Source organism: Streptacidiphilus melanogenes (assembly GCF_000787835.1).
Taxonomy (GTDB): Bacteria; Actinomycetota; Actinomycetes; order Streptomycetales; family Streptomycetaceae; genus Streptacidiphilus; species Streptacidiphilus melanogenes.
Window position 1 is genome coordinate 236,962 of the sequence record NZ_BBPP01000007.1, and the last position, 21,617, is coordinate 258,578.

Consider the following 21,617-nt stretch of genomic DNA (forward strand, 5'->3'; position numbering starts at 1 on the left):
AGCACAGTAGACGAGCTCCCTGGCTTGTGCGAGCCCAAGTTGGAAAACGGTGATGATTTGGCCCTGTATGTCCTAAACATTTGTGAACGGGCGCGGCCTGAGATGCCCGCTCTCGTGCAGGTGCGCGGATGCCCGCGTGATCGCGAAGGGGCCGAGTGGCGATCGGGGGCCTGGGGGCAGGGCTCTCGTGTGAGCCGACTTGTCTCCGGCGGAGGTCGAAGCCGCCTGCTTGCCGTACCTCGACTAATGCGAGGCGCCGACCGGCCGCGTCTCGCGCAGTCGGGGTTGGCGGGTCACCATGGCGATACCTCTCCGCCCGGCCCAAGCTGGGCGTCGGCGTGGATGAGTCCGTCCATCTGAGCGGGGCCACCTCGACCTTCATGGGGCCGCACGCTAAGAATGCCAATCTGTCAAGACCGCCAAGGTCGATACCGACTTGTAATCGCACTCGTGCTCGATTTGAGGCGCCGGGCATGCATTGCCTTTGGCAAATGCCGCGAGATCGAGCGGGCTGAAGATGACCGAGTTGTGATAGTTTTTCCGTAAACGTTAGTTAACGCTAGGGCGCGCTCGCAGGGCCTACGCGGCAGTAGTCAAGGGCCAGTGCGGACTGCGTGGCTCCAGGAGACGTCTAAGGTCGCACTGCGGAAATCTGGACCGCCGGGCCGACAGTTATCTACGGCCGTGAATGGCGATAAGGTGCGCGGAGCTCTAGGTAAGAGAACCCCTTGGGGGAGGGAAGGAGTCAGGGCCGAACATGCCCGAGGTACTTGAGGGCGGCGCACGCCGGCGAACTCTCGCTGAGAAGCTGGAGTGGCTTCGTGCACTAAAGACTCCGCACGGGCAGGAGCCGTTGTCCTACAAGGCGCTGGCGGCGGACATCGCCACCGTCACTGGAGTGGACATCTCGGGACCCTACGTCTGGGAGCTGTGCACCGGGAAGACGACCAACCCGAAGCTCCATCACCTGGAAGCCATCGCACGATATTTCAAGGTCCCGACGGCCTACTTCACCGATGACCAGGTGTACCAGGAGCTCGATCCTCAGCTCCAGCTGCTCAAGCGGCTAAAGGACGCTGGCGTCAAACAGCTATCGCTACGGGACTTCGCCGACGAGGCGGCCACGCCTGACGATGTTCAAGGCCTGCTCGCGCGCCTGGGGGCACTGGACGCCTACGCCGACGAACGTGTACGAGACCTCGCCGTGAGGCTGAGCTGGCTCGCCCCTGAGCGCCAGCAGGTCGTTGAGTCCCTGCTCGGAGACGACGAGGCGCTTGACGCCCTCAGGGAGCCCGCGGTGCGGCGTCTGGCCGCGGCTGCATCCGCTTGTGACCCTGAACTCCTGGCCACCGCGACGGAGCTCGTGCGCGATCCAACAATCTTGGAAGCACTTCAGGACAAGGGCGCGCGCGACATCGCCCGCATGTGTCCGGGGCTGTCGGAGGCAAGTCAGCGAGCCGTCATCACCATGATCGAGCAGCTCCGCGCCGTGGAGCAGGCACGTAAATGACGCACGGCCAGCACCGTGGCCCGGCCTCCTTCACGATGGAGCCGGGTCGCTGTCCCGGTGAGAGAGCCGCCCGCGACGCCTCCTCGCACCCTCCAGAGTTGGTGCGAGGTCCGGCCGATCCCGCGCCGGATCTCAGGTGGAGTCCGAGCCGAGGCGGTAGCGAATCCCCGAAGCCAACCACTGCGCCTGCCCCAACTCGATCGCACACGAGTGCCAGGCGCCGTCGGTGCGCATGAACGGGTCCAGCCGTCGCAGTTGGTCCAGCAGGCCGGGGACCGGCTGAGACGGCGTCGCGCCCATGACGGTCAGCTCGATACCCCCGGAGCACGGCTTGATGACGTAGCCCAGGCCTGCCGCGTCAAGAGCATCGGCCAGTAGGGCGGCCGGGCCGTTCTGCAGTGAGGGCGCCAATTCCCGTAGCTGATCGAATTGCTCCACAGCCTCAAACTACCGTCCCGGTCCGGCGTCACCCACCGCGCTGCCGGGCCTCGTGTCAGGCGACCCAAGTCGGCCCCGAGGCTCATCAGTCCGGTGCGCTCGTCGGCGGGAGGCCCAGTACCTCGGCGATCAGCTCCGGCGAGAGTCCGGGCATCAATCTGGTCCCCGCTGCCAGAGAAGCGATCGTCGCTTGGTCGTCTGAACCTGTGGTGCTGTCCTGCTGCGCTGGCGCGCCGGCGTCCAAACTGATGAACACCCTCACGGTTCCCGGTGCCCCGCCGAGCCAGACCCCCCGACGCTGATTCGGGGCCGGTCCGGCGTCGCGGTGCGGACCTCGTGGCCCGCCACCGCCCCCGGTCGGGTTCCCGTCCGCGCCCAAGCCCTCAGCGGGCAAGCCCACAGCTATCGCCCCCACTCCATCCTCCTGGGCGCCATGCCCAGGAGTTCCTCGCCAGTCGACTCGCCGCCGAACGCAGGACCCCACCCAGCGCTCGATACCTTCACCCGAGCCTGAGCCCGAGGACTTCGGCGATCAACTCGCGCGGGAGCCCCGGCATCAGGAGGCAGGCGGCGTCCAGGCCTTCCTGAATCCCCGTTGACTGTGCTTCCAGCGATCCTGGCGACTCCGTGCGACGGCCGTGATTCACACGGGGGTGCTCAAGGCCCCCGGCCTCACCGTCCGCCCAGGGCTCCGGCCCCGCGCCCCCTGGATAGTTTGAACCGCAGACCCGCCGCGACGTCGCGCTGGGCAGGGTTGTGCTCGGCAGGTCCGCGCGGCTGCACGTCCCGGCAGTCCGCTCTTTCAGTTGCGGCCGGCTTCCCCCCGGCATACTCATTCGCCTCATCCCCGTGCCTGCTCGAACTGCGAATGCACCCTGGCGAACCCACCCCCGTGGGCTCGCCGGTCAGCTCAAGCAGACTTTTCAGCCCCCGTTCCAGGAGCTGTCCTGGGGAGCAGCCGTGCTGGGAGTTCCGGTGCCCGTGACGACGAGAGCGTTCCAGCTGGAGTCCGCGACCGTGGTCACCGGCGGGGTCTGCGGCGTTCCGTTCCACCAGGAATCGGCCACGGCGTCCCCGCCGACTCCGGCCGCCAGCGAAGCGGCCACCCCGAAGGCTGCGGCGGCGATGGCGCAAGAGGTGCGAATGCGACGAATGCTGATCATGATCCCCCTTCATCTCATCCTGGCAGAGCGAAGGTTGACCACCCGCTCATATGCCCTTGCCAGAGGTTGGTAACGGTGTGATGCTGCCAGTCCGCATCGGGAGGCCGGATTCCGGACAGTATCGTGATCCAACTCTCTGTGAACGACGTGTTCGGATCAAGGAAGGGCTGGGTGCACGATCGTATGGTGTCCGAAAGTGCAGGTGCATACCAGCCCGATTCGGACACCGGGGCTGGTGACGAGTCAACTCTCCTGCCGAGATTCGCACGTGACACCTATGAGGCCATAGGTCGAGGGCAGCCCATCTCAGACAATGATCTCGGCCTTGCGCTCCTGATGCAGCGAGGTCTGGTCGAGCCGGCCCGAACGCTGGAGGGCCCGGGGTACTACTCGCAGGTCGCCCTGGAGGTCGTCGAGCGCAAGGAGCGCCACGACGCACAGGAGCGACTGACCCAGGTTCTGGCCGACCTGCAAGGATTGCCCCGGCTGCTCGACGAACTCCGGAAGGCCGGAGGCGGCTCCTTCATGGACGGGAGCCTGACCTATCTCACGACCGAGCCCGCCATCAACGTGAAGATCCAAGCAGCGGCGACAGCGGCACAACGAAGGTTGCTGACCTGCCAGCCGGGCGGAACGCGATCTCCCGAAGTGTTGAAGATGTCCAGCGACCGCGACCAGGAGTCACTTCGGCGTGGCGTGACCTTGCGCACGATCTATCACAAGAGCGCCCAGGCCAACACACCCGACGGCATCGCCACCAAGGAGTGGGTCGAAGGCGTCACCGCCCTAGGGGCGCACGTGCGGACAGCGGCGTTCCCCATGCTGCGGATGATCGTGGCGGATGACGTCGCCTTCATCGCGGACTATGTGGACACCTCCCCGGACGAGGTTCGATGCTGGCAGGTCACCCATCCTGCGATGTCGGCGTTCATCGCCGAGGTGTTCGAACTCATGTGGGCCTTCAGCACCCCTTGGGAAGTTGCTCGCCGCACAGCCGCCGCTGCGACGATCACAACGCAGGCGCAGCGCTCGATCCTGCGAGGCCTCTCCGGCGGCCAGAGCTTCGCGTCCATCGCCCGCGAGCTCAACCTGAGCGAAAGCAGCGTCAAGCAGCAATTCGCCGAGCTGCGCGCCCGCCTCGGAGACCTGCTCAAGGAAGACCGTCGGACAGCCTCGCGACCCGTCAACACCAACCAGGCCATCTTCTGGTGGGCAACCTCCGACGAACAGGATCTCCCCTAGTCGGCACCCTCGGATCTGAGCCGAGGCCGGCGACCTGCCTGCTCCCACCTTGGCTCCTGCCAGGAGGGGCGTAAACAACTGTGAATGACTGGCCCGAATGTTGGTGCTACTGTGCAGCCAGTCATAAACGTCTGTTGACGGGCATCCAGTGCCAGGCTCGCCCTGCACTTGGGTGGAAATGCCCGTCTACGTCCGCCAGGGGGATAGATGTCCGGTTCTTCGGTCGTGGGCCGATCTTGGCGTGCTGCGCACGCAGAATGCGTCTCGCTCGCGTGGGCGGTGGCGTAATGCCGAGGCCCAGGAAAACTCAGGATTCCGGCGCCGTAATTGCCGGGGACAGCTATATCATTCCCTTTGAGGTCGAATCCCGTTTGGGGATTTCGGCCTCGACGCGGCGAAGGTGGACGAGGCGAGGATTGCTGCGCGCATATCCCCTCGGGCCGAACTACCAGCCCGGTGCAAGCAGTAATCGCGAGGGGAATGGCAACGGTTCTCGCGTGCGCTACAGCGAGGCTGAGGTGGTCGACCTGATGGGGCGCATCAAGCGCGGTGAGTTGGCTCGTTCGCCGAAGCCGGCGGACCTGTAACCAACTCAACGGCCGAACCTGCGCGGGGCGGCCCATGATGAGCGGGAGGGGGCTCATGGGCGAGTCGACGAAACCATTCGACCGCTGGCACATCACCAGAAATCCGAGGCCGGGGGCCGTTCCGTGCCGGTGCGGCGCAAAGAGCGCCAAGCTGTACCCGTCGGGCGAACACGGCCGGGGGCAGCGCTGGCAGGCCCGATACACCGACCCCGAGGGCAACCGACACAAGCCCGGTTTCGACTCGTACGCCGAAGCACAAAGCCACCTGGACGAGGTCGCCTTGGCGATTCGCGCGAACACCTGGGTGGACCCGGAAGTCGGGAAGAAATCCGTATCCTTCTACGCCGACGAGATGATCGAGCGGCGGCGCGCGAGAAAGAAGGACGAGAGCACAACAAGCACGTACGAATCCCACCTGCGAAACCACATTCTGCCGTTCGCGGGAAGGCGCGAGTCGCAGACACTCAAGCGCCGGGATACCGCGGCGTTCGTTGACCACCTCATCAAGAAGCTCGATTCCTCCGCCTACGTCGTCCAGGTCTTCAAGACGTGGCGGATCCTCATGCACTACATGATCGACGAGGATGTCCCTCTCGCGGCGAACATCTGCGCTCGGATTGAGCTGCCGGAGGTCGCGGACCGGGTGGAGGTGGCCTACTCGCCCGAGCAGGTGGTTGCGCTGGCCGAGGCGATGCGCCAGGTCGAGCCGCGCTACGAGATCCTGATCTGGATCGCCGCCTGCGCCGGCCTGCGCCTCGGCGAAGCGTTCGGGCTTCGCTGGGGAGACGTCGACTGGGAGGACAGCCTCCTGTTCATCGTCGAGCAGCGACAGCGCGGCAAGGCGAAGAAGCTCAAGACCGAGTCCAGCAGGGTGACCCTGCCCGTCGACCACTTCCTGATGGACCGGCTTTCCGAGCATGTCGCGAGGCACCCGCGCAACGGGACGGTGACCGACCGGAGCCTGCGCCGGCGTCGGCAGACCGGATTCACGCCGCCGCCGGACGAGGGCCTGATCACCACCAACCGCTACGGGCGGCCCGTGCAGCGCAGTGACTTCAACAAGAAGTGGAATGCGGCCAAGGACATCGCGTGGGCCGACACCTCCCTGGGGTGGCCCGACAAGGAGGAGGCGCGTTACCACGACCTCAAGCGCTTCTACTCCTCCCGGCTGGGCGCGTCCGGGCATCACGACCCCAAGACGACCCAGGCCCTGTCCCGCCACTCCTCCTTCTCGGAGACCTGGGACACCTACGCGCGGCCTCCGCGCGCGGTGGAGAACGTGGTCGTGCGCACCTTCTCCGAATCCTTCGCGCCGCTGACGGAACTTCAGCGGCGGCAGGAGCCCGAGCAGGCAGACCCGGAGGCGTGGGACGAAGCCAGCTGAGGTCCGGTACTTGACCCCAACTGCCCCCGCTGTGCAAGACTCAACGAAGAAGTGAGGCCAGCGCCTCACAGCAGTGACGGTGGTCCTGCCCGTGGAACGGCAGAATCATCGGCTTGGCCCCCGATTGGCCCCCTGAGGTACCGGAAAGAGCGACACCCGCTCTGACCAGGGCCGGAGCGGGTGGGGCGGACGAGTCGGCCTGTACGCCGGGTTCTGTCTCCGCGGTCCGTTGCCGGGCCGCGGGAGGCGGTCATCCATCTAGGGCGACCGTTGCCGGCCGCCTCAAGCGGTCTACCCGCTGACTCGGGCGAGCAGCCCTCAGGCGTCAGCGCAGGGGGTCCGAGGACCCCCATCTTGACCTTGCTCCAGGTGGGGTTTACCGAGCCGTCCAGGTCACCCTGGACGCTGGTGGTCTCTTACACCACCGTTTCACCCTTACCGGGCGCCGAAGCGCCCGGCGGTCTGCTTTCTGTGGCACTGTCCCGCGGGTCACCCCGGGTGGCCGTTAGCCACCACCCTGCCCTGTGGAGCCCGGACGTTCCTCGGCGGATCCCCTGAGGGACCCGTCGCGACCGCCCGGCCGGCTCGTCCGCCGTGGTGACCATGGTAGCGGGCTCCACGGTGTCGTCCGTCCGGGTGACTCGGGCGGGGATGAGTCGTTGGGCAGTACAGTCGGATCGGATGGCCACCCAGACCGCCGCAACCGGCTCGACCGGGGAGGGGCAGACTCGTATGACGCTTCAGCACGACGTGTTCACCTACGAGGAGCTGCTCGGCGTTTTGGAGCGGCTGGAGACTCCCCCCGGCTTCAAGTCGGAGCTGCTGCACGGGGAGATCATCTTGTCACCGCAGCAGGGAGAAGAGCACAGCGACATCATTCAGGCGGCGCAGGAGGCTGCCCGAGCCGCGGGGCTCCCACGGTGGCGGTCGGCTTCCGACGTCCTGACGCCGTTCCCGGAAAACGGCAGCGGCTTCTGCCCCGACGTGTCCCTGTTGCGCCGTTCCGCGCAGCGCGGCGTGAAGCCGCGTCCCGCGGCCGACATCGCCGCCGTGGTCGAGGTGGTCTCGGGCGATCGGGGAGCGAACGACTACGGAGTGAAGGTCGACGAGTACGCGCGGGCCGGCATCGACGCCTACCTGATCGCCGACCCCCTGAAGGGCGCCTGCAAGCTCTACCGACGCCCCGTCGACGGAGCGTACGAGACGTGCGAGGACTTCGTGTTCGGCGACGTCGTCCGGTTCACCGCCGACGACACCGAGTTCGTGCTGGACACCTCCGACTGGCCGCGGCTCACCTGACCGGCTTACCCGTACGTGCGGGCTGCCGGCCCGCCGGCCGGCTCACGCCGTGGCGAAGCGGACCGCCGGGAGGGAGAGGTCGACCTCGGTCAGGCGCACCCGGATCTCCTCGCCGAGCGGCAGCGGGCCGCCGCCGTTGGTGAGCGGGGCGCGGACCGCCGGGTCGGCGAGCTGGACGGTGCCGCGCGCCGGGCGGCGTTCGTCCACGTCGATGACGATGCCCTCGAAGAGCTCGCCCTCACGACCCGTCAGCAGTGCGGCCTCCACCAGGTCGACGCAGGCGTGCTCGACCTCGTGGGCGCGGCGGTCGCCGCCCGCCATGAGGGCGGGAAGGCTGGGCAGCGCGTCACGGGCCCAGTCCGGGACCTCGGTCCCGGCGGCCAGGGCCAGGCAGACCTCGCCCGCGAAGCGGTCGACCAGTCGGCGCAGCGGCGCGGTGCAGTGCGTGTAGGGGGCGGCGACGGCCGCGTGGCCCGGGTTGGGCGGGACGACGCCGTCGAAGGCGGTGTAGGCGGCGCCGCGCAGCAGGCCCGTGCACTCGTTGAGGAATGCGGCGTGCGTCGGCAGTTTCGGGTCGAGCGAGCGGATCAGCTGGGCGTAGGGCAGGTCCTCCGGCCAGTCGACGCGCAGAGCCCGCGCCACGCGGTGCAGTTTGGCGACGGCGGACGGCGGGGCGCCCGGCAGGGTGCGCAGCACGCCCACCCCGCCCGTGATCATCAGCTGGGCCGCCGCCATGCCCGTCAGCAGGGAGATCTGCGCGTTCCAGCTGTCCGCGGGCAGCGGCGCGCGGTAGGCGAGCGTGTAGCCGTCGCCGGGGACCTCCTCGACCTCCTGCTCCGGGATCGGCAGGCTGATGCCGCCCCGCGCTGCCTCGCGCTCCTCGCGCAGCGGGCCGATGACGCCGAGCAGTGCGAGCGCCTCCTGGGCCGTGCCGGTGTCCAGTGCGCGCTGGACACCCGTGTAGTCGAGCTTGGCGCGGCTGCGGACCAGGGCGCGGCGCAGCCGCGTGGTGCGCAGTTCGCCGTCCGCGTCGAGGTCGAGCTGCCACAGCAGGGCCGGGACGTCCTGGCCCGGCAGAAGGCTGGCTGCGCCCTCGGACAGCTGCTGCGGGTGGAGCGGGACGCGGATGTCGGGGAAGTACAGCGTCTCGACGCGCCGCCGCGCCTCGGCGTCGATCGCGCCACCCGGGCGCACCCACGCGGCGACGTCGGCGATGGCGTAGTGGACGCGGTAGCCGCCGCCAGGGAGGCGCTCCAGGTGCATCGCCTGGTCGAGGTCGCGCGAGTCCGGCGGGTCGATGGTGAAGAGCGGCAGGTCGGTCGCGTCCACGCGCTCGCCGGGCGTCGCTGGCGGCGTGGCCGAGACGGCCTCGACCTCGGCCAGGACGGCGGGCGAGAACCCGTCCGCCAGCCCCAGCCGGGCACGGAGGGCGGCCAGCTCGGAGTCGATCCGGGCTGCTCCGGTGGTCCTGACGCTCACAAGTCGACGCGGCACGCGCCCCAGCCTAACCAGCGACCCGGCCCGACCACGGACCCGGCCCGACCACGGATCCGGCCCGACCGGTCCCGCGAGTGATCAGCGGTTCAGCGGTAGGGGTTGTCGTCCGGACGCCCGTCGGGGTTCGTCGGCGGCTGCGGCAGCCCGCCGTACGGGTTCGGGCCCCCGTACGGGTTCGGCTGCCCCTGCGGGTTCGGGTGCGGGGGAGCAGGCGGTCCGCCGTAGGGGTTGGGCGCCGGAGGCTGCCCCGGCCGCCCGCCGGGAGCGGGCGGCGTCGACGGCGGCCCATAGGGCCCTTGCGGGTGCGGGTGCGGGTGTGGGGGAGTGGGCGGCGCGGCCGGACCGGGCCGATCGGACGGCGTGTCGCCGTACTGCCCGCCGCCGCCGCCCTGCCCGCCGCCGTACGGCCCGCCGCCCTGCCCGCCGGGCATCCCGCCCGGCATCTCGCCGGGCCACGGCGCCGGACCCGGCTCCGCCGGGCCGACGCGCTTGGCCTCCGCGAAGCGCCGGACCAGCAGCGCGCCCAGCGCGCCCATGACCGCGCCCTCGACCAGGCCGAGGACCAGCGCCAGCGCCACGTTCCCGGTGACGCTCAGCCCTGCGCCCACCGCGTCGAAACCGAAGACCGACAGGTTCGCGTTCACCGTCACGTCCGCGAGCGCCAGCAGCACCGGCGTGACGATCATCAGGGCGACGCCGAGGCGCACCGCCGCGCCGCCGACCTCCGTGCCGAGCGACTCGGCGGCCGCGGCCCTGCGCGGCGTGCGGACCGCCGCGAACACGCCCGTCGCCAGCAACATCAGCACCACGGCGACCGGCAGCAGCCAGACCCTGCTGTCCTGCGCGGCCAGCGACGAGACCGTGATCGTCTTGCCCTGCCCGCCCGCCAGGAAGGTGTTGACCGGCGAGGGGAGGAAGTGGGTGAGCGGGCCCGACGCCTTGCCTGCGAGGCTCACGCCCATGCCGAGCGGGATCGCCAGGAAGACGCCGTTCGGGGTGCCGAGCAGCACGCCGCCGATGGTCTTCGCGCCGCCGTTGCCGGTCAGCCCGACCACGATGCCCGCCAGGGCGCCGACGACGCACGCGCCCACGTACACGGTGGTGATCGCCGAGGCCACCGGACGCACCGTGCGTGCGAGCCCCTGCCAGCCGACCGGCAGTGGCGCGCGGCGGGCCGCGACGACGGCGAAGGCGAGCACGACCACGACCCACAGCAGTCCGATGCCGAGCGTGGGCGCGACGTCGACCTTGAAGCCGACCGTCGGCTTGGTGTTGCCGCCGACCACGCCCCCGATCAGGCCGCTCAGCCCGCCGAAGGGGTCGTCCCCGCCACCGGAGCTGCCGGAACCGCCGCCCCCTCCACCCGATCCGGTCAGCGAGGAGACGTCGATGGACACGGTCCCGTTGCCGGACCACGCCACGATCGCCAGCAGCACCAGGAAGGCGACGACCGCCCCGGCCGCCCGCACGGCCAGGTCGGCGACGGTCAGCGCGGTCACCCTGCGGAGCGAACGGGTGAACAGCCAGCCGAGCACCACCGCGCCGACCAGGGTCAAGCCCAGCGGCATGATGTCGATCGAGCCCTGGGCTGCCGCGGCGTCAATTCCGAACACCGAGACATCACCTGTGGGACTGATCCTTCCGCCGACGGCCATCGCCACCAGGGCCGCGGTCACCGGGCCGAGGTTCGCGTGCGTGTCCAGACCGAGCAGGTGCACGCCGAGGGCGCCGACGGCGGCCATCGCCACGAAGGCCCAACTCGCCGACATGGCAGCAGAGACGACACCTGCCAGGAGGCTCGCACCGCCCGCCCGCGGACCGCCCGCGGCGGGTCGGCCGTGCTGGTACACCGTCATCTCGTCCACCATTCCCGCGCGTCACGCGAACGACCGGCAGCGTCCGCCCCCAGGCGTCAGGTTGCCACACGGTCACGGTCCGGCGTCAGCAGGACGGTTCCGGTTCTGCGTTCGGTGACCGAGCTGGAATGATTCCCCCAGTCGTTCGGCATCCCTACACTGCCCTGGCAAGGGCGGGGCAACCTCGGGGGAACTACATCGTGGGGCAGGCAACAGTGCCGCAGCTGGTACTTGAACTCAACGGACAGCGGTCCACGCTGGAGCCGGGGCGTACGTACAGTGTGGGTCGCAACCCGCAGTGTGATTTCACGATCAACGACGCCCGGGTGTCGTGGCAGCACGCGACGATCTCCTTCGCGGGCAACGCGTGGCTCTTCCAGGACCTGGGCAGCACCAACGGCACCTTCCAGGACGGCCGTCGCACCAACCAGGCCTACCTGGGCGACGGCGCGGTGATCACGCTCGGCAACGCGGAGAACGGACCGCGGCTCAGCTTCGCGGGGGTGCCCAGCCAGGTGCCGTCCGCCCAGCCGGGACAGGCGCCCGGCGCCGACTGGCACGACCAGCGGACCGCGCGCGTCCAGCCCGGACAGGTGCCGCAGCAGGCGGCTCCCCAGCAGGCCGGGTACAACCAGCAGCCCCCACAGGCCCAGCCGTACCAGCAGCAGGGCGGGTACGCCCAGCAGCCGCAGCAGCCGTACCAGCAGCAGCCCGCGCAGCAGCAGGCGTTCCCGCAGCAGCAGAGCGCGGCCGCCGGCTACCCCGGCGCCGGCCAGGGCTACCAGACGCCGTCCCAGGTCCCGTCCCAGCAGAGCGCCGTCGACCCCCTGTACGGCGCGCGCAACCCCACCATGGTGCGCAACCTGACGGCCGGTCTGAAGACCATCCGCATCGGCCGCGGTCTCGACAACGACCTGGTCGTGTCCGACCTGCAGGTCTCCCGCCACCACGCCGAGCTGCGCCAGCTCGCCGACGGCCGCTACGAGATCGTCGACCTCGAGAGCCACAACGGCACCTACCTCAACGGCCAGCCGATCTCCCGTCAGGTGCTGACGGCGCAGGACATCGTCGGCGTCGGCCACTCGACGTTCCGCCTGGTCGGCGACCGGCTCGAGGAGTTCGTCGACACCGGTGAGGTCTCCTTCTCCGCCCGCCACCTGACCGTCGAGGTCGAGCACAAGGGTCAGAAGAAGATCCTGCTCAACGACGTCAGCTTCGCCGTCCCGGAGAAGTCGCTGATCGGGGTCATCGGCCCGTCCGGCTCCGGCAAGTCGACGCTGCTGCGCGCGCTGACCGGCTACCGCCCGGCCGACCGCGGTGACGTCCTCTACGACGGCCGTAACCTCTACAAGCAGTTCGCCGAGCTGCGCCAGCGCATCGGCCTGGTGCCGCAGGACGACATCCTGCACTCGCAGCTGACCGTCCGCACCGCCCTCGAGTACGCGGCCGAGCTGCGCTTCCCCGGCGACACCGAGAAGGCGGAGCGTCAGCGCCGCGTCGACGAGGTGCTCGTCGAGCTGCACCTGGAGAAGCGTGCCGACAACCGCATCACCGCCCTGTCGGGCGGTCAGCGCAAGCGCGTCTCCGTCGCGCTGGAGCTGCTGACCAAGCCGTCGCTGATCTTCCTGGACGAGCCGACCTCGGGTCTCGACCCGGGCATGGACCGCGACGTCATGAAGATGCTGCGCGACCTGGCCGACGAGGGCCGCACCGTCCTGGTCGTCACCCACTCGGTGGCCGAGCTCGCGCTCTGCGACCGCCTGCTGGTGATGGCACCGGGCGGTTCGGTGGCGTACTTCGGCCCGCCCAAGGAGGCCCTGCACTTCTTCCAGTGCGAGACCTGGGCCGACGTCTTCCAGGCCTTCGAGAACCACGCCGACCATGACTGGGGCGGCCGCTTCCGCGGCTCGGTGCACTTCCAGATGTACGCGGCCGACGTGGACGCCGTACAGGCCCAGTCCGCGGGGATACAGCAGCACCAGACGCAGCCGCCGAAGCAGCAGAGCTGGGCCTCGCAGCTGTCCACCCTGGTCCGCCGCTACATCGCCGTCATCGTGGCCGACCGCGGCTACGTCGCGCTGCTCTTCGCGCTGCCGCTGATCATGGGCGCGATGAGCGCCGCGATCCCGGCCAAGTTCGGCCTCGGCCCCTCCGATCCACCGCAGGCCGGCAACCACGACGCGGCCACGGTCCTGCTGCTCCTCGCTGTCAGCGCCTCCCTCACCGGCGCGGCCAACGCGGTCCGCGAGCTGATCAAGGAACGGGTGATCTACGAGCGCGAACGCGCCGTCGGCCTCTCCCGCTCCGCCTACGTGGCCTCGAAGATCATCGTGTTGGGTGCGATCACCGCGCTGCAGTCGGTCATGGTCGCCATGATCGGCCTGCTGCCGCGCAAGCTGCCCAGCAGCGGCCTGCTGATCTCCAGCACGGCGCTGCCGGAGCTGGTCCTGGTCGTGATGCTGCTCGGTATCACCTCGATGACGCTGGGCCTGGTCATCTCCGCGCTGGTCAAGACGGCCGAGAAGACCATGCCGCTGCTGGTGCTGATCGCGATCATCCAGGTCGTCTTCTGCGGTTCGCTGATCCAGGTCGCCGGCCAGCCCGGCATGGAGCAGCTCGCCTGGCTGGTCCCGTCCCGCTGGGCCGTCGCCGCGCAGGCGGCGTCGATCAACCTGCTGCAGATCCAGGGCCTCGGCGCGGACGGCAAGCCCGCCAGCGACTCGCTGTGGACGCACACGGTCGCCCAGTGGGGCATCGACGTCGGCGTGCTGGTGCTGCTGGGCGTGATCTGCAGCGTCCTGGTCGCCCGACTGCTGCGCCGCCACGAGCCCGAGGTCATGCGCAGCCGCTGATCCGGCGGCTCGACGACACGTGGAGGGGGCGGGGACCGACGGTCCCCGCCCCCTCCACGTTCCTCACCCCCGTCGCGAGAGAATCAGGTGCAGGTCGCCGAACTCGTGCCAGAGGTAGCCCTCGCGCAGCGCCTCCGCGTAGCTGCGGTCCAGCAGCGGACGGCCGCCGACCGCCTCCAGCATCATCAGGTGCGAGGCCCGCGGCTCGTGAAAGCCGGTCAGCAGCCCGTCCACCGCCCGCACCCCGCGCTCCGGGGTGATCACCAGCTCGGTCCAGCCCGAACGCGCCCGGACCGTGCCGTCCGTGCCGGCCGCCGACTCCAGCGCCCGCACCGCGGTCGTGCCGACCGCCACGACCCGCGATCCCGCCGCCCGCGCGGCGTTGACCACCCGCGCGGTCGCCTCCGGCACCTCGAACCACTCCGCGTACGGCGGCTCGTGCGACTCCACCGAGGCGACGCCCGTGTGCAGGGTGATCGGCACCACCAGTACGCCCCGGCTCACCAGCCGTGTCACCAACTCCGCCGTGAACGGCCGCGCCGCACTCGGCATCTCCGCGCTCCCCGCTCCCGCGGAGGCCGCCGGCTCGGCGAAGACGGTCTGGTACGCGGCCAGCGACCGGTCCGCGCTGGTGTACGCGTACCGGATCGGCCGCCCGTAGCGGGCCAGGTACGCCAGTGGCTCCGCCGCGCCGAAGCACGCCCGCCACAGCCGGCTCGAACCCCCGGCGCGATCTCCGACCCGCGAGACGAGCGTGACCCTCGCCCCGCCGGTCAGCCGGACCGTCACCAGGGTGCCGTCGTGGTGCCGCTGACGGGTGCTGCCGTGGCCGTCCGGGGAGCGGAGCTCGACCACCCACTCGCTCTCGCTGCGGCGCGTCGAGAAGTGCACCACCACCGGTTCGCCCGTCTCGGCGACCCGGCCGTCCACCGCGGCCGGCAGCGTGGCGGAGGTGTTGACCACCAGCACGTCGCCCGGGCGCAGCAGCGACGGCAGCTCACGGAAGGCGTGGTGCCCGATCCGGGGGGCCTCGTCACGAGGACCCTCGGCGACCAGCAGCCGCACGTCGTCGCGCCCGCTCGCACCCCGCTCCTCCGGCGGCGCGGCGGCCTCCAACTCGGGCGGCAGCTCCCAGTCGCCCAGCCCGTCCACGAACCCTGCGTCGTCCGCTGCCGCCACCTCCGTCGTCCCCGTCACCGCGCCGCCTCCGTCCCGACCACTTCGGACTCCGCTGCGGCACCCGTCCCGGCCGTGCCGTGGTCCGCCACTAGCCCCGCCGCCGTGTAGCGGCCGCTCGGCGGGCGCGAGCCGAGCAGCGCCAGCAGTCCGGGCACCGCGCCCTCCTCCGGCCGCGGCGACTCGGCCGCCGCGCCCGCGTCGGCCGCCCGGTACATCGCGGTGTCCATCTCGCCCGGGTCCACCCACCACACCCGCAGGGCGTTCCCCTCCTCGGCGAGCTCGGCGGAGAGCGAGCCCGACAGCGCCTCCAGCGCGGCCTTCGTCGCGCCGTAGCCGCCCCACGTCGGATAGGCCTCGACGGCCGCATCGGAGCTGATGTTGAGCACCGCGCCGCCGGAGGCCCGCAGCTGCGGCAGCGTCTCCTGGAGCAGCCCCAGCGGCGCCAGCACGTTGACCTCGAACGCCCGGCGCAGCTCCTCCAGCGACAGGTCCGCCACCGCGGCCAGCCCCTGGCCGCCCAGCACCCCCGCGTTGTTGACCAGTAGATCCACCCCGCCCAGGTCGGCGGCGGTGGTGGCCAGCGCGGTGCGGTGCCAGGTGTCCGTGACATCGCCCGCCACCGCGTGGATCCGCGGCCGACCGGCGGCAAGTTCGGCGAGCGCCTCCCCGCTGCGCCCGTCCACGACGACCTCCCAGCCGCGCCCGGCCAGCGCAAGCGCCAGCGCCCGGCCCAGTCCGCGCGACGCCCCCGTCACAATGGCGACTGCCATGGCCTTTCCTCCCGTGCGAGCACCGTGTGTTCCACTGCCGGCCTCCGTTCACTGCCGACACCGCCGAAGCTAGGCCGCGCCCGGTCCCGCCCACCTCGGCCACAAGCCGCCGCACGCCGGGGCCCTTGGACCTAGGTCCCGAGCCCTGGGCCGCACCTCCCCGCGTCCGATGCTTCGGCGATCACCGGGCGGTACGGTGACGGCATGTCGACGAACGAGTGCCCGCCGGGCGGCTCCGGTGGCGCGCAGGCCGGACCCGGCGATCCCTGTCTCGGCGGGATCGAGGCGATCAGCGCCGCGGTCCTCGCGATGAGCCGCCATCTGGAGGTGCGCGAGGTGCTGCAGCGGATCGTCACCTCCGCGCGCACCCTCGTCGGCGCCGAGTACGCGGCCCTCGGCGTCCCCGACGACCACGGCGGCTTCGCCCAGTTCGTCGTCGACGGCGTCAGCGAGGCCCAGTGGCGCGCCATCGGCCCGCTGCCCCGGCAGCACGGCATCCTCTTCGCGATGCTGCACGAGCAGGAGCCGACCCGCCTCGACGACGTCCGGGCCGACGAGCGCTTCGGCGGCTGGCCCAGTGCCCACCCGGACATGCGTTCCTTCCTGGGCGTCCCGATCCAGGACGGCGACGAGATCCTCGGGGCGCTGTTTCTTGCCAACAAGCACAGCCTGACGAACCCCGTGGGCCGCGACCGCTTCTCCGCCCACGACGAGGAGCTGCTGCGCATCCTCGCCGCGCACGCCGCGCTGGCGCTGGTCAACGCCCGCCTCTACGAGCGCAGTCGCGAACTCACCCTCGTCGGCGAGCGCGCCCGGATCGCGCACGAGCTGCACGACGCGGTCTCCCAGAAGCTCTTCTCGCTGCGCCTCACCGCGCAGGCAGCAGCCGCTCTCGTCGACCGCGACCCGGTGCGCGCCCGCGCCGAACTCGCCGAGGTCTCCCGCCTCGCCGCCGAGGCCGCGGAGGAACTGCGCAGTGTCGTCGTCGAACTGCGCCCCGCCGCGCTGGACGAGGACGGCCTGCTGCCCACCCTGGCCTCCCAGGTCGAGGTGCTGAACCGCGCCCACGTCGCACGCGTCGCCTTCACCCACGACCGCGTCGCCGCGCTGCCCGCCGCCCAGGAGGAGGCCGTGCTGCGCGTCGCCCAGGAGGCCCTGCACAACGCCCTGCGCCACTCGGGCGCGACCTCCGTCTCCGTCGAACTGCGCAGCGCCCCCGGCCCGCAGGGCGCCGGCCGCGGCGCGCTGCTGCGCGTCACCGACGACGGCAAGGGCTTCGACCCCGACGGCACCCGCCGCGCGGGCCGCCACCTCGGCCTGGTCTCCATGCGCGACCGCGCCGCGAGCGTCGGCGGCTCCCTCGACATCGAATCGTCCCCGGGAGCGGGGACCGTGGTGGAACTGGAGGTCCCCGGTGGGTGACGCGACCATCAAGGTGCTGCTCGTCGACGACCACCAGGTCGTCCGTCGCGGCCTGCGCACCTTTCTGGAGATCCAGCCGGACATCGAGGTCGTCGGCGAGGCGGGCGACGGCGCGGACGGCGTCGAGCTCGCCGAGTCCCTGCGCCCCGACGTGGTCCTGATGGACGTGAAGATGCCCGGCACGGACGGCATCGAGGCCCTGCAGATGCTGAAGGAGCGGGGCAACCCGGCGAAGGTGCTGGTGGTCACCAGCTTCACCGAGCACCGCACCGTGGTCCCGGCCCTCAAGGCCGGAGCGGCCGGCTACGTCTACAAGGACGTCGACCCCGAGGCTCTCGCCGGCGCCATCCGCAGCGTCCACGCGGGCCATGTCCTCCTCCAGCCGGAGCTGGCCGAGGCGCTCCTCTCCGAGGACGGCACCGGCCGCGCCCCCCAGGGCCGCGGCGGCACGCTCACCGAGCGCGAACAGGAAGTCCTCGGCCTCATCGCCGACGGTCGCTCCAACCGCGAGATCGCGCGAGCGCTCACTCTCTCCGAGAAGACGGTCAAGACGCACGTGTCCAACATCCTGATGAAACTGGACTTGCAGGACCGCACCCAGGCCGCGCTCTGGGCGGTCCGCAACGGGATCAAGGGGTAGGAGCACGCACCTCAGGGGCGCGCGGAACTGCGGAAGCGAAAGCGGCGGAGCCGCTGACTGTCACAGCCCCGCGCCCCTAACGGGGCTCGTCGACCGCCGCGTTGTAGGCCGCGACTCTCGCCTTCCGTGCCGTTCTCTCCAGAGGCCGCAAGGCCCCGGCGCGCTGCGCCATCTCGCTCGCGCTGACCGCTGCGCCCTCCGTCACCGAGGCCAGGGCGACCAGCGCGGACACGCGCCTCGCGCTCTGCAGGACCCGGACCGCCCGCGGCGGGTAGCCGGGAGCCAGCAGGTCGTCCGGCTCCGACGAGCGTGAGCGCAGACGCGCCAGGGCCCGCTGGACCTCGGGGCCTGCTCCCGCGACGTCCAGTCGCACCAGCGCCTCCGTCGCCTCGCGCATGCCCTCCATCAGTTCCCGCTCCGCGTCCCGCAGCGCGGGCACGTCCGCGGGGAAACCGGGGTTGACCGGGAGCGCGTGCCAGGTGACGGCCAGCACGCCGTCGTCCGCGTGGTCCGCGCCGTGCCAGAGGGCCTCCGGGACGAGGCCCCAGGGAGCGCCCACCGCGAGAACCGCCTCGCCGGTCTCCATCGCGCGGCCGTTGAACTCCGCGGGCCCGGTCAGACCGAGCGGGTGCCCGGGGGCGGGCAGGGCCAGCCGCAGGCCCGTCGCGCCCATGGTGCGCAGGCGCCCCAGCGCCAGAGTCAGGCCGACGCCGTCCGCGCCCGGCAGGCCGCGGACCACGTGGGACTCGTCGTCGCCGCGCACCGCGTCCGCGGTGTCGTCGGGGGAGGCGTGGCCGGCGAACCAGGCGTTGCCCCAGGCGACAAGTCGGGCGGACCGGGGCTCTTCGTACGCTTCGTGCGCTTCCGTCTGCGGCATGGGCCAAGCCTACGGAGCGTCCGGCCACCTCGGTGGCGTAGGTTTGGACCGGCTCGGCAGGCCGCGGCCCTGAGCCGGGGCCGCGGGCGAGCGCGTGAGGCGAGAGAACAACTCTTCATTTCATTGGGGAAGGCGTACGCAATGAGCGACGTGCTGGAGCTGGTGGACGTATCCGTGATCCGGGACGGCCGCCCGCTGGTGGAGCAGGTGTCGTGGTCCGTCGCGGAGGGCGAGCGCTGGATCGTCCTCGGGCCCAACGGCGCCGGCAAGACCACGCTGCTGCAGGTGGCGTCCAGCTACCTCTTCCCGAGCACCGGCACCGCCTCGATCCTCGGCGACAAGCTCGGCGGCGTCGACGTCTTCGAGCTGCGCCCCCGCATCGGCCTGGCCGGCGCCGCGATGGCGGACAAGCTGCCGAAGCGGCAGACCGTGCTGGAGACCGTCCTCACCGCCGCCTACGGCATGACCGCGCACTGGCGTGAGACCTACGAGCAGGCCGACGAGTCCCGCGCGCGCCTCCTGCTCGACCTGCTCGGCATGGCCGACTACACCGACCGCAGGTTCGGCACCCTCTCCGAGGGCGAGCGCAAGCGCACCCTGATCGCCCGCGCGCTGATGACCGACCCGGAGCTGCTGCTGCTCGACGAGCCCGCCGCCGGCCTCGACCTCGGCGGCCGCGAGGACCTGGTGCGCCGCCTCGGCGCGCTTGCCCAGGACCCGGTCGCCCCGGCCATGATCATGGTGACCCACCACGTCGAGGAGATCGCGCCGGGCTTCACCCACGTGCTGATGATCCGCCAGGGCAAGGTGCTGGCCGCCGGCCCGATCCAGCAGACCCTGACCCCGCGCAACCTCTCGCTCTGCTTCGGCCTCCCGCTCACCCTCGAGCACCAGGACGGCCGTTGGGCCGCCCGCGGCCTTCCGCTGGGCAGGTGAGCGGCGCGAGTGAGCGACGCTCGAGAGTTGATGTGCTTGTAATGATCTTTGCCGCTCTTCCCTGACGCGGAGCCACCTGCGCAACTACCATGGCTTCCGTGGAGAGTTGGGCATGGTGGCTACTGGTCGCGGTGCTGCTGTGCGCCCCTGTGGTGCACACGGCGCTGCTCGAGTTCGTCATGTTCGGTATCGGAGCCGGTGCTGCGGCGCTGACGGCCGGGCTGGGCGGTGGGATCGTGCTGCAGTTCGTCGTGTTCCTCGCCACGACGCTCGCGCTCCTGGCGTTCGTCCGTCCGATCACCAGACGCCAACGGAGCCAGGGCGCTTCGCTCCGGCACGGGATCGAGGCGCTCAAGGGGTCGGAGGCCGTGGTCCTGGAACGCGTCGACGAGCACGACGGTCGGATCAAGCTCAGGGGAGAGGTCTGGTCGGCCCGCGCGCTCGCAGCCGGGCAGGTCTTCGAACCGGGGGAGAAGGTCAACGTCGCCGAGATCGACGGCGCGACGGCCGTGGTTCTCTGAGCGGTTCTCAGAGTGGTTCTCCGAAGGGTTCCCGGTAGCGCTCCGAGTCGTCGGCTCGGGCCCTGGGTAGGCAAGTCAACACGGCATCAAAAACGTTCGGGTCTGTCGAGGGAGTCCCTGTGGATACCGTCATCATCGTCCTCGTCCTGGTGGCGGTGCTCGTCTTCGTCATGCTGCTGCGGACGATCCAGGTGATCCCGCAGGCGCAGGCGGCGATCGTGGAGCGCTTCGGCCGCTACACCCGCACACTCAACGCGGGCCTCAACATCGTGGTGCCGTTCATCGACACCATCCGCAACCGGCTCGACCTGCGCGAGCAGGTGCAGCCCTTCCCGCCGCAGCCGGTGATCACCCAGGACAACCTGGTGGTCAACATCGACACCGTCATCTACTTCCAGGTCACCGACCCGCGCGCGGCCACCTACGAGGTGCAGAGCTACCTCCAGGCCATCGAGCAGCTCACCATCACCACGCTGCGCAACATCATCGGCTCCATGGACCTGGAGTCCACCCTCACCTCCCGCGAGACCATCAACGCCGGTCTGCGCGGCGTGCTCGACGAGGCCACCGGCAAGTGGGGCATCCGCGTCAACCGCGTCGAGCTGAAGGCGATCGAGCCGCCGACCTCCATCCAGGACTCGATGGAGAAGCAGATGCGCGCCGACCGTGACAAGCGTGCGGCGATCCTCCAGGCCGAGGGTGAGCGGCAGTCCGCCATCCTCAAGGCCGAGGGCCAGAAGCAGGCCGACGTGCTCAAGGCCGAGGGTGAGGCGCAGGCCGCCGTGCTGCGCGCCGACGGTGAGGCGGCCGCGATCCGCACCGTCTTCGAGGCGATCCACTCCGGCGACGCCGACCAGAAGGTGCTCGCCTACAAGTACCTGGAGACCCTTCCGCAGATGGCCCAGGGCGACGCGAACAAGCTCTGGATCATCCCGAGCGAGGTCAGCGACGCGATCAAGGGCGTCGGCGGCGCGTTCCAGGGCCTGGCCCCCAAGATCCCCGGCTCGCCGGCCCCGGCCGACGCGGCCGTCAAGGCCGCCAACGGCAGCCCCGGCGTGGACCGCCGCACCGAGCGCCCCGAACTCGACCCGGAATGACGGGTCCGCGTCGCCTGCCGGAGTAGCGTGCTCCCCATGGGCACTCGCGACCTCCTCAGCGACGAGCAGATCACGTCCGGCCTCCTCGCCCTGCCCGAGTGGCAGCGCGAGGACGGCTCGATCCGGCGCACCGTGCAGGCCAAGGACTTCCCGGCGGCGATCCGCATCGTCGATGCCGTCGCGGAACAGGCCGAAGCCATGGACCACCACCCGGACATCGACATCCGCTGGCGCACGCTCCACTTCACGCTGTCCACCCACTCGGCGGGCGGTCTCACCGCGCTCGATCTCAAACTCGCGGCGCTCATCGATGCCGCCGCGGCCGCAGAGGCATGAGATGCTGACTC

General features: G+C 70.7%; 18 protein-coding genes and 1 other RNA gene. 11 read left to right on the top strand and 8 right to left on the bottom strand.

The genetic code is table 11. From position 1 onward, the window contains the following. Window positions 1–757 precede the first annotated feature (757 nt). Window positions 758–1,510 carry a hypothetical protein gene (locus tag TR49_RS39845; protein ID WP_052434179.1) on the top strand — a complete coding sequence of 251 codons (753 nt, stop codon included), beginning with the start codon at window positions 758–760 and terminating at the stop codon, window positions 1,508–1,510. Window positions 1,511–1,642: 132 nt separating this feature from the next. On the opposite strand, the gene TR49_RS10845 is transcribed toward TR49_RS39845, so the two are convergent. Together TR49_RS10845 and TR49_RS42650 are read right to left on the bottom strand one after the other, a co-directional pair. Beyond that, a complete protein-coding gene (locus TR49_RS10845) occupies window positions 1,643–1,948 on the bottom strand; it encodes a hypothetical protein (RefSeq protein WP_042380074.1) in 306 nt (101 codons plus the stop codon). 923 nt (window positions 1,949–2,871) lie between these two features. Next, entirely contained in the window at window positions 2,872–3,111 is a 240-nt protein-coding gene (locus tag TR49_RS42650; RefSeq protein ID WP_152627184.1) for a hypothetical protein, read from the bottom strand. Between the two features lie 138 nt (window positions 3,112–3,249). Here TR49_RS42650 and TR49_RS10855 point away from each other — a divergent pair, with 138 nt between their 5' ends. After that, complete coding sequence (locus TR49_RS10855) at window positions 3,250–4,353, top strand: helix-turn-helix domain-containing protein (RefSeq protein ID WP_152627185.1); 1,104 nt, start codon at window positions 3,250–3,252, stop codon at window positions 4,351–4,353. A 642-nt stretch (window positions 4,354–4,995) separates the two neighbouring features. Continuing rightward, complete coding sequence (locus TR49_RS10860; protein WP_084724774.1) at window positions 4,996–6,324, top strand: tyrosine-type recombinase/integrase; 1,329 nt, start codon at window positions 4,996–4,998, stop codon at window positions 6,322–6,324. A gap of 186 nt (window positions 6,325–6,510) precedes the next feature. Here TR49_RS10860 and rnpB read toward each other — a convergent pair. Next, window positions 6,511–6,912, bottom strand: an RNA gene (rnpB, locus tag TR49_RS39850) — RNase P RNA component class A. 93 nt (window positions 6,913–7,005) lie between these two features. On the opposite strand from rnpB, the gene TR49_RS10865 reads away from it, so the two are divergent. Next, window positions 7,006–7,623 (top strand): Uma2 family endonuclease, encoded by a 618-nt coding sequence (locus TR49_RS10865; protein WP_160311570.1) that lies wholly within the window; start codon window positions 7,006–7,008, stop codon window positions 7,621–7,623. A 42-nt stretch (window positions 7,624–7,665) separates the two neighbouring features. On the opposite strand, the gene TR49_RS10870 is transcribed toward TR49_RS10865, so the two are convergent. Together TR49_RS10870 and TR49_RS10875 are read right to left on the bottom strand one after the other, a co-directional pair. After that, the gene (locus tag TR49_RS10870; protein WP_042380081.1) at window positions 7,666–9,117 is read right to left on the bottom strand and encodes an RNB domain-containing ribonuclease; all 1,452 of its coding nucleotides are present in this window, start codon (window positions 9,115–9,117) and stop codon (window positions 7,666–7,668) included. A gap of 89 nt (window positions 9,118–9,206) precedes the next feature. After that, window positions 9,207–10,976, bottom strand: coding sequence for a streptophobe family protein (locus tag TR49_RS10875; RefSeq protein WP_152627187.1), 1,770 nt, complete (start codon window positions 10,974–10,976; stop codon window positions 9,207–9,209). 215 nt (window positions 10,977–11,191) lie between these two features. On the opposite strand from TR49_RS10875, the gene TR49_RS10880 reads away from it, so the two are divergent. Continuing rightward, window positions 11,192–13,828 (top strand): FHA domain-containing protein, encoded by a 2,637-nt coding sequence (locus TR49_RS10880; RefSeq protein ID WP_042380084.1) that lies wholly within the window; start codon window positions 11,192–11,194, stop codon window positions 13,826–13,828. 63 nt (window positions 13,829–13,891) lie between these two features. Here TR49_RS10880 and TR49_RS10885 read toward each other — a convergent pair whose 3' ends face one another. Beyond that, window positions 13,892–15,007 carry an S-adenosylmethionine:tRNA ribosyltransferase-isomerase gene (locus TR49_RS10885; protein ID WP_174501565.1) on the bottom strand — a complete coding sequence of 372 codons (1,116 nt, stop codon included), beginning with the start codon at window positions 15,005–15,007 and terminating at the stop codon, window positions 13,892–13,894. Window positions 15,008–15,021: 14 nt separating this feature from the next. Continuing rightward, window positions 15,022–15,777, bottom strand: coding sequence for an SDR family oxidoreductase (locus tag TR49_RS10890; RefSeq protein WP_084724778.1), 756 nt, complete (start codon window positions 15,775–15,777; stop codon window positions 15,022–15,024). A 204-nt stretch (window positions 15,778–15,981) separates the two neighbouring features. Here TR49_RS10890 and TR49_RS10895 point away from each other — a divergent pair, with 204 nt between their 5' ends. Both TR49_RS10895 and TR49_RS10900 read left to right on the top strand, forming a co-directional pair. Continuing rightward, window positions 15,982–17,199 (top strand): GAF domain-containing sensor histidine kinase, encoded by a 1,218-nt coding sequence (locus tag TR49_RS10895; protein WP_084724779.1) that lies wholly within the window; start codon window positions 15,982–15,984, stop codon window positions 17,197–17,199. Beyond that, window positions 17,192–17,839, top strand: coding sequence for a response regulator (locus tag TR49_RS10900; protein WP_042380088.1), 648 nt, complete (start codon window positions 17,192–17,194; stop codon window positions 17,837–17,839). The genes TR49_RS10895 and TR49_RS10900 overlap by 8 nt, the downstream gene beginning before the upstream one ends. A 76-nt stretch (window positions 17,840–17,915) precedes the next feature. Here the strand turns inward: TR49_RS10900 and TR49_RS10905 are convergent, their stop codons facing one another. After that, window positions 17,916–18,716 carry an Rv1486c family protein gene (locus TR49_RS10905; RefSeq protein WP_042380091.1) on the bottom strand — a complete coding sequence of 267 codons (801 nt, stop codon included), beginning with the start codon at window positions 18,714–18,716 and terminating at the stop codon, window positions 17,916–17,918. Between the two features lie 141 nt (window positions 18,717–18,857). Here TR49_RS10905 and TR49_RS10910 point away from each other — a divergent pair, with 141 nt between their 5' ends. The 4 genes from TR49_RS10910 (at window position 18,858) to TR49_RS10925 (ending at window position 21,606) form a co-directional block, all read left to right on the top strand. Continuing rightward, window positions 18,858–19,652, top strand: coding sequence for an ABC transporter ATP-binding protein (locus TR49_RS10910; protein WP_042380095.1), 795 nt, complete (start codon window positions 18,858–18,860; stop codon window positions 19,650–19,652). 89 nt (window positions 19,653–19,741) lie between these two features. Beyond that, the gene (locus TR49_RS10915; protein ID WP_042380097.1) at window positions 19,742–20,173 is read left to right on the top strand and encodes an NfeD family protein; all 432 of its coding nucleotides are present in this window, start codon (window positions 19,742–19,744) and stop codon (window positions 20,171–20,173) included. A gap of 119 nt (window positions 20,174–20,292) precedes the next feature. Next, window positions 20,293–21,270 carry an SPFH domain-containing protein gene (locus TR49_RS10920; RefSeq protein ID WP_042380099.1) on the top strand — a complete coding sequence of 326 codons (978 nt, stop codon included), beginning with the start codon at window positions 20,293–20,295 and terminating at the stop codon, window positions 21,268–21,270. 36 nt (window positions 21,271–21,306) lie between these two features. Beyond that, window positions 21,307–21,606 carry a 4a-hydroxytetrahydrobiopterin dehydratase gene (locus TR49_RS10925; RefSeq protein WP_042380102.1) on the top strand — a complete coding sequence of 100 codons (300 nt, stop codon included), beginning with the start codon at window positions 21,307–21,309 and terminating at the stop codon, window positions 21,604–21,606. The last annotated feature ends 11 nt before the right edge of the window (window positions 21,607–21,617 follow it).